The 2,719-nt window shown below is 39.8% G+C and carries 3 protein-coding genes and 1 pseudogene; 1 reads left to right on the top strand and 3 read right to left on the bottom strand.

The window, feature by feature from the left end:
- Together P9B04_RS19675 and P9B04_RS19670 are read right to left on the bottom strand one after the other, a co-directional pair.
- Window positions 1-683 (bottom strand): pentapeptide repeat-containing protein (locus tag P9B04_RS19675; RefSeq protein ID WP_342056670.1); only part of this gene is annotated, 683 nt, incomplete at its 3' end.
- Window positions 684-949: 266 nt separating this feature from the next.
- Entirely contained in the window at window positions 950-1,138 is a 189-nt protein-coding gene (locus P9B04_RS19670) for a hypothetical protein (RefSeq protein ID WP_342056669.1), read from the bottom strand.
- 125 nt (window positions 1,139-1,263) lie between these two features.
- On the opposite strand from P9B04_RS19670, the gene P9B04_RS19665 reads away from it, so the two are divergent.
- Window positions 1,264-1,521: a DUF7219 family protein gene (locus P9B04_RS19665; RefSeq protein ID WP_342056668.1), complete on the top strand. Its 258-nt coding sequence runs from the start codon at window positions 1,264-1,266 to the stop codon at window positions 1,519-1,521.
- A 92-nt stretch (window positions 1,522-1,613) separates the two neighbouring features.
- Here P9B04_RS19665 and P9B04_RS19660 read toward each other — a convergent pair.
- Window positions 1,614-2,719 (bottom strand): annotated as a pseudogene (locus P9B04_RS19660) (phage/plasmid primase, P4 family); the annotation flags it as partial.

Genomic DNA, 2,719 nt, shown 5'->3' with positions numbered 1-2,719 from the left:
CATTTATCTCTTGGATCTCCTCTGAGAGAACGCCATCCTAAATAACTTCCAGCTACGGCTCCGGCTACGGCGAAGGCTCCGGCTAAGGCTCCGGCTAAGACTACGGCTAAGGCGAAGGCTACGGCTAAGGCGAAGGCTACGGCGAAGGCGAAGGCTACGGTGAAGGCTATGGCTACGGCTAAGGCTCCGGCTACGGCGAAGGCTCCGGCTATGGCTACGGCTACGGCTACGGCGAAGGCTAAGGCTCCGGCTATGTTTAAACCTTGACGAATAATGGCAATCAAGATAGAAATTAGAACTAAAATAAGAATAATTCCTAAAATTGGCTCTATCTCTTCAGCATCTGAGCGAAAAAAGTAAGTTATAAATGCAGGACTAAAAATCGAGAAGAATCCTAAAAATGCTGAAATTAACCAAGAAATTGAAACAAGAATAATCACCCATCGTTTTTGTAGCCCGGCTTTGGCTTGATGGAAAATAGTACCTTTGAGATTAGCCCCCTTAAAATTAGTCCCTCTGATATCACATCCACTAAAATCCGCTCCTGAAAGATTTTGTCCTCGAAAAGATTGCCCTCTTAAACTAAGATTGCAGAAATCTCTTCTTCCTTCACCATACTGTTGGAGTATTTCTGTTGCTTTCATGGAGTTTTCACACTTTTTTTTGGGGGATTCTTGGCTCATTCTTGTTTTAACCTATGTTTAACGAAGGCAGAAGGCAGACGGCAAGAAAAATGTAGAATTTAGAACTTAGAATGTAGAATTGAAAGCTAGTAAGCTAAAAACAGTATAATTCTTAATTCTTAATTCTTAATTCTTAATTCCTTTAATCCCCTCCATTACAGCTAAAGGATAGGTAAAACCATTTTCATCTTGTAACCAATGCGCTTGCCTTTGGCAAGACCCGCTCTGCGGATCGCCGTTCTCCTCAACTACTTTCCCTTCAACCTTCATTGTTCTATCACTTCAAAGTCTGATTCTTCAAGGGATAAAATAATGGATTCAGGTTGGGGGTTAAAGGGGGTTTGCTTCAATCTCACCAACCACCGTGCGCTATTTTCTTGTGCTTGAATATACCCTTCCATTCCTTTGACATAGTTCGGGTAAACGATATGCACTAACATTCCAATGTAGATCATAAGAATTTTTGTTTTGAGAGTCTCAACATAAATAAATTTGAAATTAGTTTCAGGTTAACATTAAGTTAAGGGTAGATACCAGATAATAAATTTATTAGTAAAGATTTTCAATAAGGACAAAACCTATGGACAATAAACTAGCCCAGATAAAACAGGACTTCCTTTATCCAATTTCTCCATATCATGGATTGGTAACCGAAAATGACCATAAAAATCAATTTTTGAACCTTAAAATACAAGAATTTGCTCAAAAAATAGGATTTATTGCTAATTTACATACTGCAGGAAAATTACCTTCCGCTAAAGCTTACGATCAATTAGAGTCGTTGTGGAAGGAAATCGAGTCCATTGAAAGGGGCCTTATTAATCATCAACAGAATTAAACCGGAAGGCATAAGGCAGATGACAAGAAAAATGTAGAATTTAGAACTTAGGATGTAGAATTGGAAGCTAGTAAGCTAAAAACAGTATAATTCTACATTCTGAATTCTGACTTATTAATTCTTTTAATCCCCTCCATTACAGCCAAAGGATAAGTGATTCCGGACTCATCTTGTAACCAGCGATCGCCATTCTCCTCAACCACTGTTCCTTGAACCTTCACCATTCCCATAGGATGCGGGACTAACCCCTGTAAAAACTGCCCCACTTCATATTTGGGCGTTTCTTTAGAGGTCACTGAAGCTCCCTTCAAGTTTTGGTAAAACTCCAATAATTGGTCATCATTTAGACGTTTCCTAGAACTTACCCCATATCGATTAACTAGATAGTCTTTCCCGATCGCAGTTGACCACCCCAATCGTTCCATTTCTGTATCAATCCGTTCTATTAATTCTCCCCTCCCAATAATTTTATGATGGCTTATGGGGGCTGGTTTTTCCTCTGAAACCGTTATGGATGCTGAACTTGACGGCTGTGACGGGTATTTTAGAGTTCCTTCTATTTTTTCTTTAGGAGGTTCTACAACCCTTGATGGCTTTTCTAGAAGACCAACAGCCGTTGATTGTTTTTTCTCTGAACTCTCAGAAAAGTCAACATAGCCATCAAGTTTATCACTGATGCTGGTTTCAGCCATTACACTCGGAGTTTTAGCCGTCACTACTTCATCACAAAGGGGAGTATAAATACTTTCAATTAGTGGAGGCATATCATCCAAATGGTCACGAATTTTTAACCCCTTGATGTAAGCTCCTTTATTCTCTCGTCTTTTCTTAATTGGAAAACCTAATTGGTTGTTACATAGGTCTAGCAGTAAATACGAGAAACGAGTCAAGGAAACGGCATTAACCCCTGTTAATGAACAATAATCGCAGTAATTGGCATATAACCAGATTTCCTCTTTTGACTCTCCCAAGGGTGACTTACAACCTACCTGGGTTTGAATCTCACTGTCATAGACAACCTTCTCGTTTAACCACCCTGCGATGCTATTCGTATCAATTAGGTTCTCTAGCTTACTTTTAAGGAGTCCTGGGGCGTGAGTAAAGGGGTCTTTGACAATCTTAGTCGCTTCATCTGGATCCATGTCTAAGACCCAATTAAGTAGCCCTGGGATAAATGGGGCAAATTCCCCTACTAAAT

Origin of the sequence: Crocosphaera sp. Alani8, from assembly GCF_038442745.1 — a bacterium.
Classification (GTDB): domain Bacteria; phylum Cyanobacteriota; class Cyanobacteriia; order Cyanobacteriales; family Microcystaceae; genus Crocosphaera.
Note: the sequence above shows the minus strand (reverse complement) of the source record. Positions and strands in the feature narration are given on the sequence as shown.

Bases quoted from the DNA above. Each gene is read 5' to 3' on its own strand.
- P9B04_RS19670 (WP_342056669.1), bottom strand. From the start codon at position 1,138: ATGATCTACATTGGAATGTTAGTGCATATCGTTTACCCGAACTATGTC.
- P9B04_RS19665 (WP_342056668.1), top strand. From the start codon at position 1,264: ATGGACAATAAACTAGCCCAGATAAAACAGGACTTCCTTTATCCAATT.